The organism is Streptomyces sp. NBC_01707 (genome assembly GCF_041438805.1).
GTDB lineage: Bacteria > Actinomycetota > Actinomycetes > Streptomycetales > Streptomycetaceae > Streptomyces.
The window spans coordinates 2,353,079-2,376,808 of the sequence record NZ_CP109190.1; the positions used below are offsets into that span (position 1 = coordinate 2,353,079).

A 23,730-nucleotide genomic window follows, 5' to 3' on the forward strand; every position below is an offset into this window, starting at 1 on the left:
AGTACTCCCAGGAGCCCACCCCCGTGGCACGCCATCGCAGACCGAGCCGCCGTACCGACGAAGAGGCGCGTCGCCGCCTTGCCACCGCGCTCGCCGTCGCGAGCGCGCTCACCGCCACCCTGCTCACCGTGGTGGTCCAGCCGGCCGCCCCGCCCTCCCCCGACCGGACGGCCACCGGCGGGACCACAGACGTAGCTCAGCCATCCCGGGAATGACCGGCGGGTGCACGCGTCCTCCCGGAACGTGCTCGCCGCGCCAGTGGTCAGGCCCGAAGGTGGGCCAGGACCACATGGTGGGCTGCGGCCGGCCGGCGTCCGGTGGAGAGTTCGAAGGAGGGGAGCCGACCGGCTCACCCGACACTCGGGACCGCCCACGGCTGGTCTCGATCCGCGCTCGGCACCGATGCCGCCGCAGCAGCGGCCGGGTGACCCTATGTCACGGTAGGGTCACGGATTCGAATATGCCCAGAAAAATTACCCTCGGAAAACAAGCATGTACCCCAAGTCACCATTCAGTGTCTTGGGGGCAGCTGTGGCAGACGTACTGGCCGGAATCCTGGGGGCCGTCGCCCTGGCGGTATTCCTCCTCCACTGGATGCATCAGAGAAATCGCGAGAGCCTCACCCGACTGCGGGGCGACCGAGCCCGGTCCGCCTGGAGGGGATATCGCACGGCCACCATCACAGTGACCGCCGCCGCTGTCGCCGTCGCCGGCGCGCTCGCCCTGACGTCAGGCGGGAGCACGCCCCGTACAGCCACCGCCGCTCCGCCCGCCACTGCCTCCGGCTCCGTTCCGGACGCCGGCCAGGACGGGAAGGGGGACGGTCAGGATGCGGAGCACAGCCCCGGCGAAGAGGGAGGCGGCACAGCTGACCCTGATGACGACGGCGACGCGCGCCCGTTCTCCGGCCCCGAATCGGTTACCCCCGTCGATGGGGAGCCCGCCCCTGGGACCAGCAGCGCGCCCGCCTCCGGCGGCGAGGACCGAGCCGAGCCCACCGAGGACAGCCCGGCCCCGGGCAACACGGTTGTACCCGGTCCGCCCGGGACCACCGCACCCGGCCCGAACCCGTCCCCCACCCCGACGCCACCGCCTCCCACGCCGAAGCCGACAGCGCCTCAGAAGCCGGACAAGTGCGACGGCCTCGTCGACCTCCACCTCCCGCTGCTTCCGGACGTCTGCCTCCTGTAGAGGGGCAGACCGCGCGTTGCGACCAACAGTTCGGAGGAAGCCACCTGCCCGCAGGTGAGGGACGGCTGGTCGAGCGGCGACGCCCTGCCCGGAGAGGTCACTTGGGCAGCCAGGCGCGCCACGTCGACTCGTGCTTGTCGACCCACTTCTTTGCCGCCTCCTGAGGTGTGAGCTTCTGATCGGCGATCATCAGAGCCACCTCGTTCTGCTCCTCGGTGCCCCAGGAGAAGTTCTTGAGGAACTGCGCCGCCTTGCCGCCGTCGCCGGCGAAGCGCGCGTTGAGGTACTTCTTCAGCGGCGTGTGCGGATAGGCGCACTCGACCTTCTCCGCGTCGGCGTCGCAGCCGTCCTTGTACGGAGGCAGTTCGATCTCCGTCATCGGCACCTTCTCGAACAGCCACTGCGGCTTGTACCAGTAGGTGAGGAACGGCTTCTTCTCCTTGGCGAACTGCTTGATCTGGGTGATCTGCGCCGCCTCGGAGCCCGAGAACACGACCTGATAGTCCAGGCCGAGATTCCGCACGAGCGCCTTGTCGTTGGTGACGTACGACGGAGAGCCGTCCAGCAACTGGCCCTTGCCGCCGCTCTCGGCGGTGCGGAACTGGTCCGCGTACTTGTTGAGGTTCTTCCAGTCGGTGACGTCGGGGTGCGCCTTGGCGAAGTACGTGGGGACGAACCAGCCGATGTGCCCGGTGACCCCGAGGTCCCCGCCGGGCGTGATCGTCTTCTTGTCCTTGACGTACCGGGCCTCCTGGTCCGGATGGCCCCAGTCCTCCAGGATGGCGTCCACCCGGCCTTGACTGAGGGCGTCCCAGGCGGGCACCTCGTCGATCTGAACGGTGTCGACGCGGTAGCCCAGCTCGTGTTCGAGGAGGTATTGGGCCACGGCGGTGTTCGCCTGGGCGCCGACCCACGACTGGACCGAGAGCGTCACGGTCTTGGCGCCCTGCGCGTTGGCGAACGGAGAGGGCTGGCGCGTCATGTCCGCCGCCCCGCAGCCGGCAACGGCGACGAGACCGGCGGCGCTGACGAGCGCGATCAGAGGTGTGCGCAGACGAGCCATGTCAGGCCCCCTTTCCGGTGCGGCGCTGTGTCGGCTGCGTGACACGGTCGAGCATCAGGCCGAGGCAGACGATCGCGGCACCTGCGACCAGTCCGGTCGCGAGGTCGCCCTGGGCGAGGCCGAACACGACGTCGTAGCCGAGAGCGCCTCCGCCGACGAGACCACCGATGACGACGACGGCGAGTACGAGGACGACTCCCTGGTTGACGGCGAGCAGCAGTGCCGGGCGGGCCAACGGCAGCTGGACCTTGCGCAGCTGCTGCATCCCGGTGGCGCCGAGCGAACGCGAGGACTCCATGACGACGGGGTCGACGCTGTTCATCCCCTGCGTGGTGATGCGGACGACGGCGGGCAGCGCGTAGATGACGGCGGCGGCCACCGCCGGTGCGCGGCCGACGCCGAACAGAGCGACCACAGGGATGAGGTAGACGAACTGCGGCATCGTCTGGAACACGTCGAGCACCGGACGCAGCAGGCGTTCCACCCGCTCGCTCCGGGAAGCGGCGATACCGACGGCGAAACCGATCACCAGGGTGACGGCGACGCCGGCCAGCACCTGGGAGAGCGTGTTGAGCGCCGGGTCCCAGACGCCGAGTACGCCGATCGCGGCCATCGCGAGGACGGCGGTCAGCGTGGTGCGCCATGTGCCGATCATCATGGCGAGTACGGCGACCAGCAGGAGCAGTGCCCACCAGGGCAGCCACTGGAGCCCGTCACGTACCGGATCGAGGATCCAGGTGGTGAAGTGGGCGGCCCAGTCCGCCGTGCCGCCGATGACGGGCACGCCGGAGTAGAGGTGGTCGGTCATCCAGCCGACGGCCTCATTGACCGGCTCGGCGATGCCGACGGTCCAGGCATCGGGCCAGGTCGGCTTGGAGGCGAGCCGTGCCACGACGGCGGCGCCAACGGTGCCGGCCACCACGACGGCCCAGCCTGACCAGGCGGGCCCGGCCTGCGGGGCGGTGCCGATGCGGTTGCCGGCCGCGGCGGTGACCCGGTCGAGGACGACGGCGAGCAGCACGATCGGAATTCCTGCGGCGAGCGCGGCGCCGACATCGACGGAGGCGAGGGCCTGGTAGACGCGGTCACCGAGGCCGCCCGCGCCGATCACGGAGGCGATGACGGCCATCGACAGGGCCATCATGATCGTCTGGTTGAGGCCGAGCAGCAGTTCCTTGCGGGCGAGCGGAAGCCGGGCGGTGAGGAGTCGCTGCCGTCCCGTCGCGCCGAGCGAGGCCGCTGCCTCCATGACGCCGGCGTCGGCGTCACGCAGTCCGAGCGCGGTCAGCCGGGCCATCGGAGGTGCCGCGTAGATGACGGTCGCGAGGACGGCGGCGGGCACCCCGATACCGAAGACCAGCACGACCGGCAGCAGGTACGCGAAGGCCGGCATGACCTGCATGGTGTCGAGTACCGGGCGCAGAGAGCGGAAGACCCGGTCGGACAGACCGGCGGCCAGGCCGAGCAGCGCTCCGAGGATCACCGAGGCCAGCACGGCGACGACCATCAGCGCGAGGGTCTGCATCGTGGGCACCCACATGCCGAGCAGTGCGCAGAGGATGAACGCGGCGACGGCGGTGAGTGCGAGCCGGATGCCTGCGACCCGCCAGGCGATCAGACCGGCGGCGGCTGTGACACCGGCCCAGCCGGCCGCGAGCAGGACCAGGTAGACGCCGCGTACGGACAGCACGACGGCGTTGCTGATGTGCCCGAAGAAGTAGAGGAACAGCGGGTGGGTGTCGCGGTTGTCGATGATCCAGTCGCTGACGTCGCCGAGCGGACCGGTCAGATCGACGGTGAGGCTCGCGGGCCATGTCCCGCCGCCGATGAGGAAGGCGCCGAGTATCAGCAGTGCGAGGGCGCCGACCAGCACGACGCCGGTGCGGTGCCGCGCGAAGGAGGAGGCCGTCGTGGAGGCGTCCAGCCCGGCGGTACGCGCGGTGGTGACGGTGGCGGTCATCGCGGCCACCCCCCGCTCGTGGGCCGGGAGGCCGGTGCGGCGGCCCGGCATTCCGGCGCGGACGGGCCGGCTGACGTATGACCCGGCGGAGCCGGGGAGGTACTGACATGCATCACGCAGCCTCCTTCACGGCCGGTATCCCGGCTACGACGCCGAGCAGGCAGGCGTGGTCGACCACGCCCAGGCAGCGGCCGTCGTCGACCACACGTGCCGTCCTGCCGGTGCGGACGACCGCCTCGATCGCCTCGGAGACCGTGGTACCGGGTGCAAGCGCCGGGCCCGAGGTGCTCTCCTCACCGTCGGCGGGACGCATGGCTGTCTGCACCGTCAGGACCTGTTCACGTGGCACGTCGCGCACGAAGTCCCGTACGTAGTCGTCGGCGGGCGTCCCCACGATCTCCTCCGGAGTGCCCAGCTGCACGATCCGTCCGTCGCGCATGAGCGCGATGCGGTCGCCGAGCTTGAGCGCCTCGTTCAGGTCATGGGTGATGAAGACCATCGTGCGGCCCTCCTCGCGGTGCAGGCGTACGACTTCCTCCTGCATGTCGCGGCGGATCAGTGGGTCGAGCGCGCTGAACGGCTCGTCGAACAGGAGCACTTCGGGGTCGACGGCGAGCGCACGCGCAAGTCCGACCCGCTGCTGCTGACCGCCGGAGAGCTGTCCGGGACGGCGGTTCTCCATGCCGTCGAGGCCGACCTTGGCAATGAACTCGGCTGCCCGTTCGCGCCGCTGCGTGCGACCCATGCCCTGGATCTCGAGCCCGTAGGCCACGTTGTCGATGACCGAGCGGTGCGGCAGCAGGCCGAAGTGCTGGAAGACCATGGCGGCGCGGTGGCGGCGCAGTTCGCGCAGCCGGCCGGCGTCCATCGACAGTACGTCCTCGCCGTCGATGGTGATCTCACCGGACGTCGGCTCGATGAGCCGGGTGAGGCAGCGCACGAGCGTGGACTTGCCGGACCCGGACAGGCCCATCACGACGAATACCTCGCCCTTGCGGACGTCGAACGAGACGTCGCGCACAGCTGCGGTGCAGCCGGTGCGCTCTCGCAGCTCAGCCGGGGTGAGTGCACCGAGTTCGGTGTCACCCGGGACGCGGTCGGCCTTGGGACCGAACACCTTCCACAGGTCGCGTACGGAGAAAACGTGCGGCGGCGTGTTCATCAGGCATGACCCCCAGGAGTGGCACCGAGCAGATCTGCGCATTTCTCCCCGACCATCAGCACGCAGATCATCGGGTTGACGGTCGTCATCGTCGGGAAGACGGACGCGTCGGCTATCCGGATGCCGTCGAGGCCTCGGATGCTCAAGTCGGGTTCGACGACGGCGAGTTCGTCGTCGGCCGAGCCCATGCGGCAGGTTCCGGCGGGGTGGTAGACGGTGTGCGCGACCTTGCGCGCGTACTCGCTGATGTCCTCGTCGGAGGTGATCTCGGGCCCGGGGCAGACCTCGCGCTTCAGCCAGCCGGCCAGCGGCTCCTGCGCTGCGATCTCGCGGGCGATCCTGATCCCGTCGACGAGCGTGCGGCCGTCGTAGTCGTCCTCGTCGGTGAAGTACCGGAAGTCGAGTGCGGGTTTGACCTCGGGGTCGGGACTGGTCAGGTACAGCCGCCCGCGGCTCTTCGGCTTCGGGATGTTCGGCGTCATCGACACGCCGTGCGCGGGCCGCTCGTAGCCGAGGCGCTCGGGATTGTCGGTGAACGGGATCTGGTAGAAGTGGAACATCAGGTCGGGGCCCTGGCTGTTCGGATCCCGCCGTACGAAGAGCCCGGCGTCGCTGTCCATCGCCGAGTTCTCGGGGATCGGCCCGTGCGTCTCCCAGACGATGACGGACTCGGGATGGTCGAGCAGGTTCTCGCCGACACCCGGCAGGTCGTGCACCACGGGGATGCCGAGCTTCTCCAGCTCCTCGCGGTGCCCGATGCCGGAGTGCATCAGCAGCCGCGGGGTGTCCACCGCACCGGCGCACACCACCACTTCCCGCCGTGCCCGCACGAGCCGCTCCGCACCGTCCTTGGTCCGCACGTGCACACCGGTCGCGCGCGTTCCTTCCAGCTCCAGCCGGAACGCCCAGGTCTCCAGGGCGATATGGAGGTTCGGGCGGTCGAGGAAGGGGTGCAGATACGCCACCGACGCCGAGGAACGCTTGTTGTTCTCAGGATGGTAGGCGAGGTCGAAGAAGCCGACGCCGTCCCGGAAGGCCGCCTTGTTGAAGCCCTCGACACGCGGCACCCCGAGCGTGGTCTGCGCCGCGTCGACGAAGTCGCGGGCGATGGCGTTCCGGTCGGCCTCGTCGACGGGGACGATGTTGTTACGCAGCTTGTGGAAGTACGGGTCCATCGACGCCGCGTCCCAGCCGGCCGCGCCCGCCTCGGCCCACTCGTCCCAGTCGGACGGCAGCGGCTTGAAGGCGATGAGGGTGTTGTGGGACGAACAGCCGCCGAGCACCCGGGCCCGGCTGTGGCGGATGTTCGAGTTGCCGCGGGGCTGCTCGGTGGTGGGGTAGTCGTAGTCCAGCTCACCGCCGAGGAGGCCCATCCAGCGGCGCAGGGTCAGGACGTCGTCCCGACCCACGTCGCTCGGTCCGCCCTCGATGAGGGCAACGGTGATGTCCGGGTTCTCGGTGAGCCGGGAGGCGATCACCGAACCTGCGGTGCCGCCCCCGACGATGACGTAGTCGTAGTCGGTCATGTTCTCCGCCTCTGCTCCCGTTCAGCCCGCGAACCAGCGCACAGGGCGTGGGGCGAGGTTCTGGTAGATGTGCTTGGCCTCGCGGTACTCGGCCAGCCCTGTCGGGCCCAGCTCCCGGCCGATGCCGGACTTCCCGAAGCCGCCCCACTCCGCCTGCGGAAGGTAGGGGTGGAAGTCGTTGATCCAGACGGTGCCGTGGCGCAGTCGGCCCGCGACCCGGCGCCCGCGGCCCGTGTCCGCAGTCCACACGGCACCGGCGAGTCCGTACTGGGTGTCGTTCGCGAGGGCGACGGCCTCGTCCTCGGTACGGAAGGTCTCGACGGTCAGGACCGGCCCGAAGATCTCCTCGCGCACGACGCGCATGGACCGGTCGCAGTGGTCCAGAACCGTGGGCCGATAGAAGTATCCGGGGCCTTCGGGACGCTCGCCGCCGGCCCGCAGCACCGCACCCTCCTTCAGAGCGGAGGCCACGAACTCCTCGGTCCTGACGAGTTGCTGCTCGGAGACGAGAGGACCGCATTCGACACCGTCGTCGGTGCCCCGGCCGATACGGATCCTCGCTGCCCGCCGGGCGAGTTCGGTGACGAAGCGGTCGCGGACCGACTCCTCGATGATCAGCCGGGAACCGGCGGAGCAGACCTGCCCGCTGTGGATGAAGGCGGCGTTCAGTGCCTGGTCGACGGCGGTGTCGAAGCCGTCGTCGGTGGCGCACGCGTCCGCGAACACCACGTTGGGGTTCTTGCCGCCGAGTTCGAGCGCGACCTTCTTGACGGTGTCCGCGGCGGCCCGCATCACCTTCGTACCGCTGGCGAGTCCGCCCGTGAAGGAGACGAGGTCGACGTCGGGGTGGTCGGCGATCCGGGCACCGACGGTGGCGCCCGCACCGGTGACGATGTTGGCCACACCTGCGGGCAGTCCGGCCTCGACGAGCAGCGCGACGAGGGCGACGGTGGTCAGCGGCGTGATCTCACTGGGCTTGATCACAAAAGTGTTGCCCGCGGCCAGTGCGGGAGCGATCTTCCAACTGGCCTGGAGCAGAGGGTAGTTCCATGGAGTGATGAGTCCGCAGACTCCGACGGGCTCGTGCACGACTACGCTGTGAATCTCGTCGGATCCGGCGTCGACGACGCGTCCGCCGCTCTCGTTCATGACGAGGTCGGCGAAGTAGCGGAAGGCGTCGCGCACGCAGTCCACGTCGACGCGTCCCTCTTCGAGCGTCTTGCCGGCGTCCCGGCACTCCAGAGCGCCGATCTTCTCCCGGTCGCGCTCCAGCAGGTCGGCCACCCGTCTGAGCAGTGCCGCCCGCTCCGCGACAGGCGTGTGCGGCCAGGGCCCCTTGTCGAAGGCCGCTCTGGCTGCGGCGACGGCGGCGTCCGTGTCCGCGACGCCACCCTCCGCGACGACGGCGAACGCCGTCGCGTCGACAGGGTCGAGAATCTCGCGCGTGGCGCCGGAAGCGGCTTCTCGCCACTCCCCACCCACGTGGATGGTCTTTTGTGCAGACACGTTGATCCTCGACCTTCTTGAGCTGGTTTGTCTGATAAGGGGGCATCCCAGTGATCTGGTCCTCTTCCCCGGAAGGTGAAAGCCATGCGCAACGATTGACCGAAAGTGACTCGGCTCACGCGTGTGGGCTGCTGCGGAGGCGCCGACGTGACCGTGCCCCTGCCGGGCCGATCGACCGGGAACTCAAGGGGAACCACGGGGATCGACGGACAGCGCACATGAGTACGGCCCCCGACCGCTTCACCTGGTCGGGGGCCGCTCACCTGCGGTGGATGTGGGATTTGGACCTACGGTGACATCGCCGTCGCGACGGCTCTCAAGACCGTGGACAGCCATACCTCACCGTCAAGACTCCGCTGACCTCATCCAGAATGCTGCCGCGCGCCACCAAGCCCGGTCCGCAGGGTGATGGCGAGGTACCCGCCACGCGGGAGGGGTCAGTCCGTGGCGATCAGCAGGTCCCCTTCTTCGCCTCGCCGGCTGATGGCCACCCCGCCCCGTCGGCGAACGCACCGACATCGAGCTTCACGTCGTAGTCATCGCCATCGGGCACGGCCATGGTCGGCAGACGCAGGGTGTGGAGCAGACGTCCGGTGCCCGCGTCGAGGACGAGCAGGTCGGCCCTGATGCGGCGACGAGCGTCTGTCTCGCCCGTAGCGCCAGTATTCCTTGCCGGTCCGCAGGCTTGCCGCCATCGCGTCCGAGCCCGTCGGCTGTATGGACAATTACTCGCCCGCCGTACGGCAGTGCAGGCCACCAGTCGTGCAGCCGGACGCCCCTGACGCCGGCGGAGTCAGCGATGCGGTTGAAGGACCGGTAGGCGTTCCGCGGCTCGACCTGGCGACCGCGCTGCGGATGGCGAGGCCCGTTGGCAGCACCTGACTTGGGCCAACGGCCCACCGACATAGGCGACACGTGATCAGCTTGTGGTGTGGAAGCCATCATCGCGAGCGCCATAGCCGTCCTGGGCACCCTGCTTGGCTCAGGGATCACCCTTGCATTTCAGCAGCGCACAGCCGAGAAGAACCACGAGTTCACAGGCCGCGAGAGGCTCAGACAGGAACGTCTCGATGCCTACTCGGCCTACGCCGGCGCCTGGTCAACTACCGGCGATGTCTGGTGCACCTGTGGTTCTGCGTCCACGAGCAGCCGCCACCCGAAGACGCAGACCAGGTACGAATCCGCGCCTACGACCTCCGATCGCGCGCCCAAGAGGCGTTGTTTCGCCTGCAGATGCTCACGGAGGACCAGGCTCTGAGCCAATCCGCGGAAGCCGTACTCACTGACGTGACGGACCTCTACAAGACGGATAGCCGAAGCGAACTCGACGAGCGCAGACAGCGCACTCGCGACGGCATCGCCCACTTGGTGCTCGCGGCCAAGCAGCGTATCTGAAACACCCGGCCAGCGTGCCCGCGCAGTCATGTCGAACCGAGGCCGCTGACGAGACCGCGCACCACAACCGCACCAGATAGAGCGGGCAACAGCGGGAACTCACGGTGAAGGCAATCGCGCCCGTCGGAGCCGCGTGCCAGGCGTTCGCCCAGGTAAAACGCACCTCCCGGCAACACCGCTTCGCAAGCTGAGGTCTCCGTGCAATCCCCCTGGCACCTGTCCCACAGGTGTCCTACCGTTCCACGCATGGCTCCGACCATTCCCGGGAACCCGCCGACCTCAGAAAACGCCCCCGCATTGCCTGCCACGCTTCCTGCCCGAGTCGAGGTCAAACGAGGCATGAGCGAGCGGGAACTCGATCAGGTCGAGGAGCGCTGGGAGTTCCGGTTCGCCCCGGAACACCGGATGCTGCTGCGCGCAGGACTGCCAACTGCAAGCCGTAAAGAGATCACTGGGCGGATGTCCGAGGTCTACGCGATCCGCCTCCTGGACGCTCTCGACGGGGCCGGCCCCCATGTCCGGAGCCATGACGACCACCGACTGGCCAGGACTCAGTGATCGTGGAGCCTCACCCCAAATGAGCCGCGACGATGGCAGCCCGATCTCCGAAGAACTGCTGCAGGCCGCGCGCACAGCTCTCACCAAGAGCGACTCCGGGCAGTGCGAACCGCAGCACCGCACGGACTGACCGAGGCCGACTGACGGCGCAGGCCGCCGCCCGGGCCCGCAAGTCGGCTTCAGGCCGAACCCGGGCAGGAGACCCGCCTCGACCACCTCCGCGCAGAGGTCGAATCCATCGAGCAAGTCGACACAGCCACAGACGAGATGAAGGGCGACGGCGGTTTCTGACGGCAGCGTCAGCACACTGACCCGGTCCTCAGCGCCTCCCAGAACACTCGCCGTGCCCTGCCACGGGCTTGGCACCCAGGCGGCCCGTTCAGTTGGTAGAACTCCTAAAGCGGGTGCCGCAGGGTTCGAATCCTGCCGGAGCACCAGGCAAAAGACCCCGGGCCGATCATGGTCCGGGGCCTTTTGACGGCATCATTTGACGACAGTCGCGTCTCAATACGGGCCTCGGCTTGGCAGAGCAGGGCGTCTCTGGTTTGACTCAGCTATTGAGACTTCACCGACCGCGTGGGCACCTGCGCCGATAGCAATCGAAGAAACGAGTGCCTTGATGACGGTTTTCCAGTGCCGTAGCTGCCACCGTGCGGTAACGCCGTCGGTCACTGAGCGCTCTCTACCGGACTCTGACGTAGATGAAGGGTGGTACCGGCCGGAGGCGTCGTCACCGGACGCAGGCGGGCATTCCACTGAACCGATCGTGCGGATGCCTCCGGGGACATTTGCGGTCGATCCCGAACCGTCCGGCCCGCCGTACGTGCTGGATGAGTCGTCCGGCTTCCTGGTGGAGTCCGGTCCGAGCGGCACCATAGTGCTCAACCCCGACGATGGCCTCGGTCTGGAAGAGCACCCCGGCATCTCGATGCGCCGCGGCTACTGCTGCGGGATGGACGGCGAGTGGGGTCCCAACCTTGTGTGCAAATGCGGCGCGATCATCGCCACCCTCTACTCGGATTGCTATCAAGTGCAGGAGGTACGACTGCAACCCGACGCTGTCGAACGCTGCGAATGATCACCAAGTGACCGACCCTTCCCGCAGCGACCAGCGAAAACCCAGGTCGCGAGATTCGGTATCAAGACCCAGAAGTACTGATCACGCGCCCTCTCGTGCGCTTGCTACTCTCTGGAGCCGTGAGCCAGAGCGGTGCCCAAGCAGCTGCATTCTTCCGAGACGTCGCGCGAGAGCGGACAGTTTGGTTCGTACGCGACGATGCCGGCAGCCCTGCCCCGATGGACTCCAGCGGACGGCGATCAGCTCCGTTCTGGTCCACAGCCGCACGCGCGAGACGAGCAGCCGAGCTCTGGGGTGGAAACCTTCGAGTCGAGTCTCTGACGTTGGATTACTGGCGCAATGTCGACCATACGGACCTGGCCGACGAACAGTTGCTCGTCGGGATCAATTGGTCGGGCCCGCGGTTGGTCGGATGGAGCTTCACCGTCCCCGAGGTGATCAACCGCCTTACCCACGCGCTCGGCGAATCTTCCGCCGGGCCAGCACCGGCCTCCGGTCAGGCGAGCGACCCCGGCGTGCCCCATCCGTGCCCGATCGGTTGGAGATGAGCGGGGAACAACGGGGAACCACGGCGGCGTAGCCGCTACGATGCCGCCTTCCACTTCGACGTCGACGAGGAGCCCGACTCAGACCAGGACCTCCTCTGCGAGACGAGGAAGTTGACTCCGGCCGAGCGATCGGACCTGGCGCGGCACCGCTGCTTGACCCGTCCCCTTCAGGATCCGGATGCCTGGGAAGGCGCCTGCCCGGGTGGGCGGCTCACCGTCTGGCGGACCTGACCCACTCGGAGGTCAGGCCCGCCGTGCCGACATCACGAGTTCAGGTGCAGTAGTGCTCTCCGGCCGTGACGTCGGCCGACGTAGAAGCAGCGACGAAGTGAGTTCTGGCCCAAGAAGCCCACTCAACCGAGGGCGAGCACGGCGATGCAGACGAGGGCGATGACGGAGCCAGCAACTACCCAAATGATCGCGAGGAGTCGAGTGAGTCGCGCTTCGTGGCCGTGTGCCCATGCCAACGGACCGGGGCCCGACCCGGGTTGGTGTACGCGCTGCTTCTCGACCCGGTTGCGAGCCCAGGCAGAACCCCGCTCGGAGAGAAAGAAGACGCCGAGGCAGAGGAACACCATGCTGACAACGAGTATGAAGGCCGACACAAAGGGAGCTGACCCGGCGGCGATGGTGATCACGCGGCGATCGTGACGTACGAAGGTGCCCGAGTCAACCGTTGGGTGCTGCCACAGCCAGCCATGAAGACTCGGCCGACCTATACCTCGAGATCAGCGCCGCGCTGCGACCATCGCTTGATGATCCTTGATGGAAATTCCGGGGCTCGCCACACCTGAATACGGATCTTCTCACTGGTTTCAGGGCTCTCGTCGGAGTCGACGTCGGCCTGAGCCGCCCGAGCCAAGTTGCTCCGGGACACGCGGACGCGATTCCAGCCTGGTGGGACCTCGAACGTAGCCGCATCGGGGGCGTAGTCCATGCAGCCCAGAATCATCAGGCGACCCAACGACACGTCGAGACTGGCCTCAACCACGTGATCGAATTCCGAGCTGTCATCACTCGGCTCCTGAGACAGGACGACAACAGTGACGGACACGTTGACGTTGACCGCCGTGCCGATGCCCAGCGCATCCTGTGCAACCGCGAGGTCATCGACAACGGCCTGGTCCGTCCATGCGTCGCTCAGATCACCGTCCGAATCCGCGTCGGATACGTGTATCTGAAAGTAGTCGGCGAAGAGGGTGAGCTCTGTCGTTGTCGTCATGGCGGCACAGTGCCATGCAGCACCGACAGCCGGAGATGCGGCACAGCAGAGAGGCACGGCAACCGTGCTGACGAGCAATTGTCAGGAGTTGTGGATCGACTCGCTGCTGGGCCGGCGAAGTGAGGTGATGCCCGATGCGCCGAGCATCGGAAACTCCGTGTGGTGCCGCCAACTTTGTCCGTCACTCACGAACAGACTCACCGACGAGATCGTCGCGGTGGCGGGTAGCCGGTGGGTCAGCTCTGCCTCCACCTCGTCGAGCACTCGGGGCGGCTGCCCATGGGCGACGGTCAGGTGCGGGATGACCTCGGCGAACTGTCCCCCGTAGGGCGGCGTCTCCGGCCATCGCGCGGCAATTGACTCGGTCAGCGCGCGAAGCGGCCGGTCCGGGGCCGGCGCCAGATAAAGCACGTCAGGGAAGCGGCCGCACTCGTCGAACCGGACCGTGAAGGGATCATGGCCGGCGATCAGGGTTGCGAGATCACCGACGACCGCGGCATTGACGAGACTGATGTCGAGGAACGGGAAGAGTACCGTCACGTGGGCGGGAACCCCGGCTGCTGCGGAGGCGTCGAATCGCCGACGCCAGTGCTCAACCAGCGGTTCGGCTTCTGCCACGGTGGCGAGCAAGGCGGTCCGACCTGCTCGGTAACGTCCAGACTCGTCTTGGGACATGGCTGGATGATCTCGGACGGCTTCCGTTTGCACCACCGGTTTCGGACAGCAGTAACCTCCTCGCGTTCAACCAGGACACCGCTCTCGAACCTCGCCCGGAGCGGACCAGATGCGGCGGTCAGCCACGGCCAAAGGGAGTGTCTTGAATCCCGCGGGCCAGTGCCATCAAGGGGCATTTTCGCAGGTCAGCAGCGAACTCTTTGGGTATGTGCCGGTGATTCCCAAGCTCAGAGCGCGAGTTCGATTCTCGTCACCCGCTCCACGCAAGAGCCCCGGGCCATTGGCCCGGGGCTTCCTTGTTGTCCGGACCGGTCTGAGCGTCGCGATCAACGGTCCCGCGAGCAGTGCTCAGACTGCGCGTAGAGACGTCGGGCGACCACAGGAAGACGACGTCTACAGACGGGATGGAAGCTGGGGCGCGTGGTGGGCCATGTCAGGTCCGAGGCGCGCCCAACCCATTATCGACGAGTAGGCCGCCTGTTTTACTTCGCGCATGATTACGGTGCTCTGTGCCTTCCTCGGTGGGGTGATCGGGAGGCTTCTCGTGGCACGGCGAGCGCGGCGAAAAGCCGTTCAGACCGAAGCCGGGGAAGTGGTCTTCTTCCAGGTCGGGGCCAATCTGCCGTACGAGGGGCGCCGATACAGCCCCGGCCGGGGACGAGCAGGAGGCGAGTTCCGATGGAAGCCTCGCCGGTCGTGGACACGGCTGCGTGAACTCCCCACAGATCTGCGCTACATCCGCGCACGCCAAACGACATTCCGTGAAATGTTGTGGCTCCCGACCAGACCGCTGGTGATCGAGTGTGAATCGTCCGCGGGGCTCGTACGTCTATGGGCCTACCCGGAGCAGGCGGTGCACGTTGTGCAGATGATCCGGCGTGCCAGTAACCCGAACTCGTCGAGCGCCCCGGTTCCTGACATCGGCAGCTGACACCAACAGGCGCGAACAACGGCGATCGATGATTCCTCCGCAGGTCAACGCCTCGTGGCTCAGGCCGCATCCGCGTATCCCGGACGGACAGGCCAGGCAGGTAGGGAGACGGGGTCCCCGCACCGCTGGTCTTCAGAGGTCGTCTCGCTTGCGATCATCGGCGTGTGCTGCGCGGGCGGGGCGTGTGGAAACCCGCGTGCGCGGGGGGATCGGCTCGGGGGACACTGCGGCAATGAGCTCCGACGCCCCCCGGACTGCGCAGGGACGGGCCCTTGGGCATGTGGCCGCGCTGTCCTCCGGGCCGCCCCTGGAACCGAGGTTGCGGGTGACCCTCAACTTCCATCCGGACCGTCCGGCACAGGGCAAGCCGATCCTGGAGGCCCTGGCAGAGGGCGGCGTCTATCTCTCGCAGTTCGTCACCGGGACGAGCAATGGTGGACCGACCGCCCACCCGGGCGGCGACCGGTGGCGGTGGGAAAGCCGGATCTTCGATGGCGCTTACGACAACGCGGCTGCTCACGAGCGGCCCGTCTACGGCGCGCTGAACTTCCGCCGCAAGCCGGTCGGCGCGGCGCCGCGCTTCGGTTCCGCGCATTTCCGGCTCACTGCCGCGGCGCTGGCGCGGACCACGTTCTGCTACCCGGACAGCTTCCTGGAGCCCTCGGACTTCGGTACGGCGGATTGCATGGGCCTGATCGAACTCGCCCTGGCCGATGACCGAGACGATCTCGACGACTACATCGAGGCGCAGATACACGGGCCGGTCCGGCTGGATCGCGATATCGAGGCGCTGGTTCTGGATCCTTGCTATCGGGGCACGGCCGTCGAGGATGCCGCCCGATGTCTTCCGTGCCCGGTGGAATGGCACCCCGGATTCCGGCTCACGGTCGAGGAGCTACGCCGGTATCCCGCCTACCGGGGCCAGGAGTACGTCGCCTTGGGCGCGCGGATCGCCGACGGTGGGAGGCTCGATCCGCGCATTGTCGGCGATGCCGCCGGTACCGGCCGCCATGACCCGCAGGCCGTCAAGAAGGTGTGGCACTATCTCGCGCGCTTCGGGGCGCCGCCGCGGCCGAGCGGCGAGGCGGTGAGCCGGGTGCAGGCAGAGAAGGTCACGTTCCATGGCCTTCACTGACCGGCTGGTGCCCGAGCGGCACCGGCAGCTCTCCCCGGCCGTCGGACCGAGCACGGCTACGCGGCCGTAGGCGGGCGGCCGGCCCGGGGCCGGCGTCGACCTCGGTGAGGATGCCGAGTTCGACGAGACCGCAGGACAGGCGATGCCGACGCCGCCCATGCCTCCGGCCGCCGAGCACTCGACCTCATGCCCGGTGTGAAATCCCCCCTGCTGGGCCCAACACCCCCACCGCCGCGAGCCCGGCGCCGTGTTCGGCGCTGTTCATGCCGATCTTCCGCACGGTCGGTCCGGGTTCATCATGCCTTCCTAGCCTGTGCTGGCTGCAGCCGTCACCACACGAGAAACACCCGACCCCGGAGGCCGAAGTGTTTCCGGCGACGGTCCCTGTCCGGGTGCAGCCCCTCCACTGAGCGAAGGAACGTGTCATGCCCTCACCAACCAGTAGACGCGACTTTCTCCGCCGGTCGGCCACGACTCTGGGGGCGGCGACCGCCGCGTCCGTGCTCCCCGGATCCATCAGCCGGGCCCTCGCCGTCGACGCGGCCGTCCGCACGGGAACCGTCAAGGACGTCGAGCACGTCGTGATCCTGATGCAGGAGAACCGCGGCTTCAACCACTACTTCGGCACGATGCGTGGTGTGCGCGGCTTCGGTGACCGGTTCCCGATCCCGCTCGAGAGCGGCAAGCCGGTCTGGTACCAGTCCGATGGCGCGCGGGAGATCCCGCCGTACCACCTCGACCCCGAGCGCTCCAGCGCCCTGCTCATCCCCTCGACGCCGCACTCCTTCGCCGACGCCCAGGCCGCGTGGAACCAGGGCAAGCTCGGCCAGTGGCCGAAGTACAAGACCGAGTACTCCATGGGTTACTACCGGCGCGACGACATCCCCTTCCAGTTCGCCCTCGCCGAGGCGTTCACCATTTGCGACTCCTACCACTGCTCCATCACCACCGGAACCGACCCCAACCGCATCACCTTCTGGTCGGGTTCCAACTTCAACCCCGAACTCGGCCGCCAGGGCGTCAACTCCGGCCCCGACCAGTCCGAGCCCAACAACCTCCGGTGCTGGATCACCGGCAAGTGGGTGCCGGACGCGTGGCCGCAGACCTACAAGTACGCGAGCAACGCGTTCGCCTGGGACACCATCCCGGATGTGCTGGAGCGCGCCGGCATCAGCTGGCACATCTACCAGGACATGAACGACAACTGGACCGGCGCGATGAACGGCTGCCTGGCGTTCGAGAGCTTCCGCAACGCCCAGCCGGGCACGCCGGTGTACGAGCACGGCATGACCGGTGGCCCCGACTTCCTGGACCGGCTCCGCCAGGACGTGCTCGACGGCACCCTGCCGCAGGTCTCCTGGGTGCTGACGACAGCCTCCAACTCCGAGCACCCCGGGGCGGGTTCCAGTCCGACGCACGGCGGCAACTTCACCGCAGACGTGCTCGACGCGCTGACCGCCAACCCGGAGGTGTGGAGCAAGACCGTCTTCCTGCTCACCTTCGACGAGAACGACGGCCTCTTCGACCACGTCCCCGCACCGGCAGTCCCGTCGTACAACCTCGACGGCAGCCTCGCCGGCAAGTCGACGGTCCCGGTGGACGGCGAGTACTTCGACGCTTCCGGCGAGCCGTCGTCGTGGCTCAAGGCCGACGACACGGTCACCGGGACGACCCGCCCGTGGGGCATGGGCCCGCGCGTGCCGCTCTACGTCGTCTCCCCGTGGAGCCGGGGCGGCTGGGTCGACTCCGAGGTGTTCGATCACACCTCCGTCGGCATGTTCCTCGAGCAGCGCTTCGGCGTCCAGATCGACGCCATCAGCCCGTGGCACCGCGCCGTCTCCGGTGACCTCACCTCCGCGTTCGACTTCAAGCACCCGAACAGGCAGCGGTTCCCGGAACTCCCCGACCAGAGCGACTGGGCCACCTCCGACGCCCACCAGCGAACCCTGCCGTCGCCGAAGGCGCCGACGGCACCGGAACCGCTGTTCCAGGAGCGCGGGACGCGCTACTCCCGCGCGCTGCCGTACGAACTCCACACCGACGCCTCCACCGACCACGGCGCGGGCACGGTCACCCTCCGGTTCCTCAACTCCGGTCACAAGGGTGCCGTCTTCCACGCGTACGACAGGCTCCATCTCGACCGGATCCCGCGGCGCTACACCGTCGAGGCCGGGAAGCGGCTCGCCGACGTGTGGGACGCCTCGGCGACGGACTCGGGCGCGTACGACCTCGAGGTCCACGGTCCGGGCGGCTTCTTCCGTTCCTTCACCGGGAGTACGGCTTCGAAGGCCGACCCGGAGCTCCGGGTCCGGTACGACCGCCACGGCAAGTCCGTCATCCTCACCGTGCACAATCCCGGGCCGAAGGCGGTCACCCTGCACGTCGAGCCCCACGCCTACCGCTTCACCGAGCCCCGGACGATCCATGTGCCGTCCCACAAGGAAGTCGAGCGGCGCTGGTCGCTGAACCCGAGCGGTCACTGGTACGACTTCACCGTCACCGTGGACGGCTCGTCGCTCGAGCGCCGCTTCGCCGGCCGCGTGGAAACCGGCAAGGACGGCATCAGCGACCCGGCCATGGCAGCCCACATCCAGCAGGCGGAGGGTGTCGTAGCCGCCAACTGATGCCGGCCCGGGCGTCGCAGCGACACCGCCTACGGCACCCGGGCAGCTCGCAGCGCAACCGACGCGCACCACGGGGACTCAGATCCCCACGACGTCCTGGTGGAGATCGACGTCGTGACCGAGCTGCCCGAGCCGGGCCGAGTGGCAACGGGGGTGGTGTCCGGCGGGGCCGGACACCACCCCCACGCCGAGCGTCGGCCGCGGCCGCGCGGTCGCCCGCCGGAGTCGTGTGGTCCTTGCGGCCAACAGGTCGGCCCTCAAGGCATCGCTCCGACGCTTCGAGGCTCCCTCCCTGCAGCTCCGACGGCCGGTGGGCGCACGTTTCACGCTGTGGGCCCGAAGGGCTGCGTCCGGGCGATGAGCAGGGCGACGTCATCGGGGCCGTCGGGACGCCGTAGCTCCTGAAGGAGCCGGTCGCAGGTCTTCTCCAAAGGACGTTCGGGCGCGTCCAGCACGCGGAGGAGAGCCTTGAGGCGTTTGTCGATCGGGTCGTGGCGCGTTTCGACCAGTCCGTCCGTGTACAGGACCAGCTGGTCGCCGGGGTCGAGGTCGAAGGTGGTGGTCTCGAAGGGGACACCGCCCACTCCCAACGGGATGCCGGTCGGCAGGTCGAGCAGTTCCGGATGCCTGCCGCTGCGCACGAGGACGGGGGGAAGGTGGCCGGCGGTGGCGATGTGGCACGCGACGCGGTGTGGGTCGTACACGGCGTACACGCAGGTGGCGATGGGGTGCCCCAGTCCCGAGGTGATCTTGTCCAGGTGCTGGAGAACCTCGGCCGGGTCGAGGTCGAGGTCGGCGAAGGCACTGGTGGCGGCACGCAGACGGCCCATGGTGGCGGCGGCGCCGATGCCGCTGCCCATGACGTCGCCCACAACGAGCGCGGTCCTGTCGCCCTCGAGCGGCAGGACGTCGTACCAGTCGCCGCCGACCTCGAATGCGGCCTGTGCGGGCCGGTACCGGGAGGCGACCTCCAGGCCGGGCAGGCGGGGCGGGTGTTCCGGAAGGAGGCTGCGCTGCAAGGTCTCGGCGGCGTTGCGCACCCTCTGGTGCGAGCAGGCGTTGTCGATGCACATGGCGGTACGAGAGGCCAGCTCACCGGCGAGGGCGAGGTCGTCCTCGTCGAAGGGCAGCGGGTTGCGCGCACGGGTGAGACCCAGGAAGCCGAGGATCTGGCCGCGAGCGGTGAGCGGGACCGCGACGTAGGAGTGCACGCCGGCGCGGGCCAGCAGGGCGGCGGCGCGGTCGTCGCGGGCGATGCGCGCCAGGTCGTCGTCATCCGCCCGGGTGATCAGGATCGGGCGGCCGGTGCGTACGCATTCGGTGGCCACTCGGCCGGGACCGTAAGCGGCCAGGTGGCCGGGTGGGTCGGCGGCCTCAGCGGCTTCGGTCGGGTATGCGGCTTTGACCGCGAGGGCGCGAAAGAGCGCGGGGCCGTCGCGCACTGCTACGTGACAGTCCTCCAGGACGGAGTCCAGGAGGTCGACCGCGACCACGTCGGCCAGCTCGGGAACGGCGACCTCGGCCAGCTCCCGGGCGGTCTTTCCCACCTCCAAGGTGGTGCCGATGCGCACTGAGCTGTCGGCTATCAGGGCCAGACGCCCCCGGGCCTTGGCGGCCTCCATGGCCGCCTGATGCCGGTCGGTGACATCCACCACCAGTTCGGCCACCCCGAGAACCCGCCCCTGGGGGTCCTCCAGCCGGTACAACGAGATCGACCAGGCATGCTCGTGCTCCGGGTCGGCGGGGCTGCGGCCGACAATGGTGGACCGCTCGACCATGGGGATCCCGGTCTCCAGGACCTGCCACATCGCGGCCTCGACCACCTCGAACTTCGCAGCGGTCATGATGTCGCGGTAGTCCCGGCCGAGGTGGTCGTCCGCGGGTATGCCGTGTATCCGCTCCAGGGCAGGGTTGACGGACACGTACCTCAGGTCGGTGTCGAGTATCGCCAGCCCCATGGGGGACTGGGAGATCAGCCGGGTGGACAATGCGACGTCCCGCTCCACCTCACGCAACGTCGACTCGTCGGTGGCGATCCCGAGGGCGTAGAAGTCGCCCCGGTCGTCCAGCAGCCTCGTGTTACGGAACTCCACCAGACGGGCGCCGCCGTCCTTGTGCCGGATGGGGAAGGCTCCGGCCCAGCTCTCACCGGACTCCATGACGTGGGCGAACAGCTTGATCATCAGTTCCCGGTGCTGTTCATGGACGAGCACCTGCATCGCGTACCGCCCGAGCACCTCATCAGCGGCATAGCCGAACACCTTCTCGGCCTGCGGGCTCCACAGGACGATCCGCCCGTCGCCGTCCAGCAGCAGCGCGGCGAGACCGAGCAGGTCCACCAACCCGCTCGGCTGCGACGACGGCGCCTCCGGACGACCGGCGTCGGCCACGCCCTCTTCGGCCTCGCTCACCCGGGCACTCCTTCCGCCGGCCGGCCGCGTGGACCCTGTCACGCCCCGGTCCGTGGCCCGACCACGTGCCTGCGGCCTGTCCCCCTGTTCCCCGATTGCTTCAGCTTCCATGGTCCCCCGGATCGATCGAACACACATCCGTGCATACGGGGCTGCCGGACCGGGCCTGGTCGATGCACCCTCCGTCCGGCGGCTGCGCGGTGGCCCCGCGGGTTCCACCGAAGGCGCCCCGACCGACACGAAGGCGCCCGCCACCGGCACGGCGACTCTCACCGGACAGCCCTTACGGAGGACCGGGATGCAGCCCTCCTGATCGCCATCGGTGGCACATCACCGTCGCGGCCGAGGCGGCCACGACACCGCGCCCGCCCGCCACAAAAGAATTGACCATATGTTCGAATTCTTTGCCGGTCAGGGTGCACGGACAACGAATAGCGTGGCCGGCCAGACACCAGTCATGTCCCTCGACCAGGAGGCAGTCAGACCATGGCCGCAAAACCTGAAGGCGCGCCCTGTTGGGCCGACGCGATGTTTCCCGACCTGGAGGCCGCCAAGAGCTTCTACGGTGAACTGCTGGGCTGGACCTTCGGCGAGTCGTCGGAGGAGTACGGCAACTACACGCAGGCGTACTCGGGCGGCAGGAATGTCGCCGCCCTCTCCCCCCAGATGCCCGGCTGGGAAGGCCCGCCGGCCTGGAGCATCTATCTCGCCTCGCCGGACGTCGACGCCGCCGCCGCCAAGATCCGTGACAATGGCGGCGAGTTGATGATGGAGCCCATGTCCGTCGGTGAGTTCGGCAGGATGCTGATGGCCAAGGACCCGAGCGGCGTCGTGTTCGGCGTCTGGCAGGCGGGCACGCACGAGGGCTTCGAGAAGCAGGACGAGCCCGGCGCGTTCTGCTGGGCCGAGGTCACCACACGCGAGGTCGAGAAGGCCGACGGTTTCTTCCCCGCTGTCTTCGGTTACCGCGTGAGGGCCATGCAGGACGACGCCATCGACTTCAAGCTGTACGACCTCGATGACGACACCGTGCTCGGCCGGATGAAGATGACGAAGGACTGGCCGGCCGAGGTCCCTCCGTACCTCAACCTCTACTTCGCCGTCGACAGCTGCGACGACGCTATCGCCACCGTCACCAAGCACGGCGGCCAGGTGCACTTCGGCCCGCACGACAGCCCGTTCGGCCGATTCGCGGCCGTCTCCGACCCGCAGGGCGCGGCCTTTTCCGTGATCGATCTCAAGACGACGAAGGGTGAGATGCCCACGATCACCTGAGCGCCGGGGAACCACCGCCCCCTCCCTGCTCCGGTCCGCGGCCGCTCGTCGGCCGCGGACCGACTGCGAATGACGCCGAGCGGCAGGATCCGCACCACTGCTGCTCCGGTCGTGGCTCGCCGCGCACGTCCCGTGGTTCGGTTACGGAGCCGAGGCGTCAGTCGTCGGCGTGGATGAGCTTTCCGTGGGTGCGGTCCCGGTGGTGGGCGGGTGGTAGGTGGATCGCAATGAGGGCGGCGTCGTCACCGAGGCGTCCGCCGGCGTGAGCGAGGAGATCACGCCGGATGTGGTGCAGGAGCGCCTTGGGGTTGCACTCGGTCCACTGTGCCGCGCGTTGTGCGAACGGATAGAACTCACCGGCCCGGTCACGGGCCTCGACGACGCCGTCGGTGTACAGGACGAGGGTGTCGCCGTCCTGGAAGGTGAACACGTCAAGGGTGTGGGCCGGTCTCATCAGGCCGAGCCCCAGCGGAGGCGCGGGGTGCAGGCTCGGGACGGTCACGGAGTGGCCGGGGCTGAGCAGCAGGGGCGGGGGGTGCCCGCAGCTGGTCATCCTGGTGATGTGGTCGTCGTCGGAGATCTCCAGCAGCAGGGCGGTGACGAAACGTTCCCCGACCTCCCCCTCCGGCTCGGAGAATTCTGCCTGGTAGCGGTCCACGCTCTGATCCAGGGCGTCGGCCAGTGCGGGCAGGGACGTGTGCTGGTGGGCGGCCTCGCGGAAGGCGCCGAGGAGCAGTGCGGCCTCTCCGATGGCCGCCAGGCCCTTGCCCCGTACGTCCCCGATCATCACTCGGGTACCGCCTTCGGTACGGGTCGCCGCGTACAGGTCACCGCCGATCTCGGCCTCCTCCTCGGCGGCCAGGTACAGGCAGGCGGTGCGCAGTGGACCGATCCGGTCCGGGAGCGGCCACAGCAGCACGTGCTGCGCGGCCTCGGCCACCGACCGCACCTGCGCCAGCTTCCTTTCGCGCCGCTCCCGCACCACGCAGAAGCACACGATCAGAAACGAGAGCACCGCCAGCGCGACGATCTGCACGACCACGTTGCGGGAGAAGTGCGCGCCGAAGTGCCAACCGATGTACACCTGGGCCGCCACGGCGAGGAGCCCGACCGCTCCGGTCAGCCGGGGACCGGCGAACGAGGCGGTGATCGCGGGTGCGATGACCAGCAGCGGACCGAGGTGTACGTCGGCCGGGACCAGGATGTCCACGACCGTGATCACCACGATGAGCGCGAACGGGATCACCAGCAACGCACGGCTCGACTGCCATGGCCGCCAACCGGCAAAGGGCTGCCCACCTCCCATATCTTCCACAGTGCACCGTCCGAGGGAGGCTGACGAGTTGGGCACACCATGAAGACCTGCCCGGACGGGGGGAGAGGCCTCGCGGCAGCCGTCGAGCAGGTGTATACGCGCTCCGACGACGCAGCGAGGTGCCGTCGCCGCGTCGTGCGCCCGTCAGGGATCAC

18 protein-coding genes and 1 pseudogene are annotated in these 23,730 nt (G+C 68.4%); 9 read left to right on the forward strand and 10 right to left on the reverse strand.

The window, feature by feature from the left end; translation table 11 throughout:
* Nucleotides 1-23 precede the first annotated feature (23 nt).
* Both OG963_RS10635 and OG963_RS10640 read left to right on the forward strand, forming a co-directional pair.
* Nucleotides 24-215: a hypothetical protein gene (locus OG963_RS10635; protein WP_143020004.1), complete on the forward strand. Its 192-nt coding sequence runs from the start codon at nt 24-26 to the stop codon at nt 213-215.
* A gap of 304 nt (nt 216-519) precedes the next feature.
* On the forward strand, nt 520-1,191 hold the full coding sequence (locus tag OG963_RS10640; protein WP_371798810.1) for a hypothetical protein: 672 nt from the start codon (nt 520-522) through the stop codon (nt 1,189-1,191).
* A gap of 97 nt (nt 1,192-1,288) precedes the next feature.
* Here OG963_RS10640 and OG963_RS10645 read toward each other — a convergent pair whose 3' ends face one another.
* The 5 genes from OG963_RS10645 to OG963_RS10665 all read right to left on the reverse strand — a co-directional run bounded on the left by OG963_RS10645 (nt 1,289) and on the right by OG963_RS10665 (nt 8,408).
* Nucleotides 1,289-2,254, reverse strand: a complete 966-nt coding sequence (locus OG963_RS10645; RefSeq protein WP_093776110.1) for an ABC transporter substrate-binding protein — start codon at nt 2,252-2,254, stop codon at nt 1,289-1,291.
* A 1-nt stretch (nt 2,255) separates the two neighbouring features.
* Complete coding sequence (locus OG963_RS10650) at nt 2,256-4,214, reverse strand: proline/glycine betaine ABC transporter permease (protein ID WP_093776222.1); 1,959 nt, start codon at nt 4,212-4,214, stop codon at nt 2,256-2,258.
* A 112-nt stretch (nt 4,215-4,326) separates the two neighbouring features.
* On the reverse strand, nt 4,327-5,376 hold the full coding sequence (locus tag OG963_RS10655) for a glycine betaine/L-proline ABC transporter ATP-binding protein (protein WP_093930212.1): 1,050 nt from the start codon (nt 5,374-5,376) through the stop codon (nt 4,327-4,329).
* Entirely contained in the window at nt 5,376-6,902 is a 1,527-nt protein-coding gene (locus OG963_RS10660) for a GMC family oxidoreductase (protein ID WP_093776106.1), read from the reverse strand. The genes OG963_RS10655 and OG963_RS10660 overlap by 1 nt, the downstream gene beginning before the upstream one ends.
* 21 nt (nt 6,903-6,923) lie before the next feature.
* A complete protein-coding gene (locus OG963_RS10665; protein ID WP_093776104.1) occupies nt 6,924-8,408 on the reverse strand; it encodes an aldehyde dehydrogenase family protein in 1,485 nt (494 codons plus the stop codon).
* A gap of 1,233 nt (nt 8,409-9,641) precedes the next feature.
* On the opposite strand from OG963_RS10665, the gene OG963_RS10670 reads away from it, so the two are divergent.
* The 4 genes and pseudogenes from OG963_RS10670 (at nt 9,642) to OG963_RS10685 (ending at nt 11,987) form a co-directional block, all read left to right on the forward strand.
* Entirely contained in the window at nt 9,642-9,803 is a 162-nt protein-coding gene (locus OG963_RS10670) for a hypothetical protein (RefSeq protein ID WP_371798811.1), read from the forward strand.
* A gap of 444 nt (nt 9,804-10,247) precedes the next feature.
* Nucleotides 10,248-10,361 (forward strand): annotated as a pseudogene (locus tag OG963_RS10675) (NUDIX hydrolase); the annotation flags it as partial.
* Nucleotides 10,362-10,980: 619 nt separating this feature from the next.
* A complete protein-coding gene (locus OG963_RS10680) occupies nt 10,981-11,439 on the forward strand; it encodes a hypothetical protein (RefSeq protein WP_371798812.1) in 459 nt (152 codons plus the stop codon).
* Nucleotides 11,440-11,558: 119 nt separating this feature from the next.
* Nucleotides 11,559-11,987 carry a DUF2750 domain-containing protein gene (locus OG963_RS10685; protein ID WP_371798813.1) on the forward strand — a complete coding sequence of 143 codons (429 nt, stop codon included), beginning with the start codon at nt 11,559-11,561 and terminating at the stop codon, nt 11,985-11,987.
* A gap of 353 nt (nt 11,988-12,340) precedes the next feature.
* On the opposite strand, the gene OG963_RS10690 is transcribed toward OG963_RS10685, so the two are convergent.
* From OG963_RS10690 to OG963_RS10700, 3 genes are all read right to left on the reverse strand, one after another.
* Nucleotides 12,341-12,625 (reverse strand): hypothetical protein, encoded by a 285-nt coding sequence (locus tag OG963_RS10690; protein ID WP_371798814.1) that lies wholly within the window; start codon nt 12,623-12,625, stop codon nt 12,341-12,343.
* 77 nt (nt 12,626-12,702) lie between these two features.
* Entirely contained in the window at nt 12,703-13,209 is a 507-nt protein-coding gene (locus OG963_RS10695) for a hypothetical protein (RefSeq protein WP_093776089.1), read from the reverse strand.
* An 81-nt stretch (nt 13,210-13,290) separates the two neighbouring features.
* Nucleotides 13,291-13,839, reverse strand: a complete 549-nt coding sequence (locus OG963_RS10700) for a 2'-5' RNA ligase family protein (RefSeq protein ID WP_371798815.1) — start codon at nt 13,837-13,839, stop codon at nt 13,291-13,293.
* A 1,208-nt stretch (nt 13,840-15,047) separates the two neighbouring features.
* On the opposite strand from OG963_RS10700, the gene OG963_RS10705 reads away from it, so the two are divergent.
* Nucleotides 15,048-15,950, forward strand: a complete 903-nt coding sequence (locus OG963_RS10705; RefSeq protein ID WP_371798816.1) for a DUF3626 domain-containing protein — start codon at nt 15,048-15,050, stop codon at nt 15,948-15,950.
* A gap of 425 nt (nt 15,951-16,375) precedes the next feature.
* Nucleotides 16,376-18,574: a phosphocholine-specific phospholipase C gene (locus OG963_RS10710; protein WP_371798817.1), complete on the forward strand. Its 2,199-nt coding sequence runs from the start codon at nt 16,376-16,378 to the stop codon at nt 18,572-18,574.
* Between the two features lie 323 nt (nt 18,575-18,897).
* On the opposite strand, the gene OG963_RS10715 is transcribed toward OG963_RS10710, so the two are convergent.
* Nucleotides 18,898-20,985, reverse strand: coding sequence for a SpoIIE family protein phosphatase (locus OG963_RS10715; RefSeq protein ID WP_256223632.1), 2,088 nt, complete (start codon nt 20,983-20,985; stop codon nt 18,898-18,900).
* Between the two features lie 486 nt (nt 20,986-21,471).
* Here OG963_RS10715 and OG963_RS10720 point away from each other — a divergent pair, with 486 nt between their 5' ends.
* The gene (locus tag OG963_RS10720) at nt 21,472-22,260 is read left to right on the forward strand and encodes a VOC family protein (protein WP_319739215.1); all 789 of its coding nucleotides are present in this window, start codon (nt 21,472-21,474) and stop codon (nt 22,258-22,260) included.
* Between the two features lie 157 nt (nt 22,261-22,417).
* On the opposite strand, the gene OG963_RS10725 is transcribed toward OG963_RS10720, so the two are convergent.
* Nucleotides 22,418-23,566, reverse strand: a complete 1,149-nt coding sequence (locus OG963_RS10725; RefSeq protein ID WP_093776077.1) for a PP2C family protein-serine/threonine phosphatase — start codon at nt 23,564-23,566, stop codon at nt 22,418-22,420.
* Nucleotides 23,567-23,730 lie beyond the last annotated feature (164 nt).